Origin of the sequence: Microbacterium sp. HMWF026 (assembly GCF_003061325.1) — a bacterium.
Lineage (GTDB): Bacteria > Actinomycetota > Actinomycetes > Actinomycetales > Microbacteriaceae > Microbacterium > Microbacterium testaceum_E.
On record NZ_QAJB01000433.1, the window covers coordinates 1 to 584 of the forward strand.

At 69.5% G+C, this 584-nt stretch carries 1 protein-coding gene; it reads left to right on the forward strand.

Annotated features, from left to right (window positions below; all coding sequences use genetic code 11):
* Nucleotides 1-148 precede the first annotated feature (148 nt).
* Entirely contained in the window at nucleotides 149-493 is a 345-nt protein-coding gene (locus DBR36_RS15745; RefSeq protein ID WP_108320656.1) for an Rv2175c family DNA-binding protein, read from the forward strand.
* The last annotated feature ends 91 nt before the right edge of the window (nucleotides 494-584 follow it).

Sequence of the window (584 nt, forward strand, 5' to 3'; positions counted from 1 at the left end):
GTGGGGGGATATCCGTTCTTCCGACTGCCCGACACGCTGACACGGCCCGGGGAGGATGTCAACGCGTGAGGCTGATGTGACGAATGTGACGCGTGAGATGAATGGGTCGTCGGCGCGAGCCGATCGATCCGGGTGAGATAGTGGAAACGTGACCGAGAACTCCCGTTACGCGACCGAGTGGCTGACCATCCCCGACCTCGTCGAACTGCTCGACGAGCCGCTCGGAAAGGTCCGTCGCCTGATCGACGAGAACTATCTCGTCGGCTCGCGCCGCGACGGCGTGTTCAAGGTTCCCGCCGTCTTCGTCGTCGACGGTCGCCCCCTGCCCTCGCTGCGGGGCACGATCATCGTGCTGCACGACGCGGGCTTCGACCCCGACGAGACGATCGACTGGCTGCTCACCCCCGAAGAGACCATCGGTGTCGCGCCCATCGAGGCGCTGCTCGCGGGGCGCAAGAGCGAAGTCCGCCGCGTCGCGGCGACCCTCGCCTGAGCCTGAGCCCGGCTCCGGGGCTCGCCGGCCGGACGCGCCCGAGGCTTCGCCGTCCGCGGCGGACCGGGCGGCTCGCCGCGCCCGGTCAGGC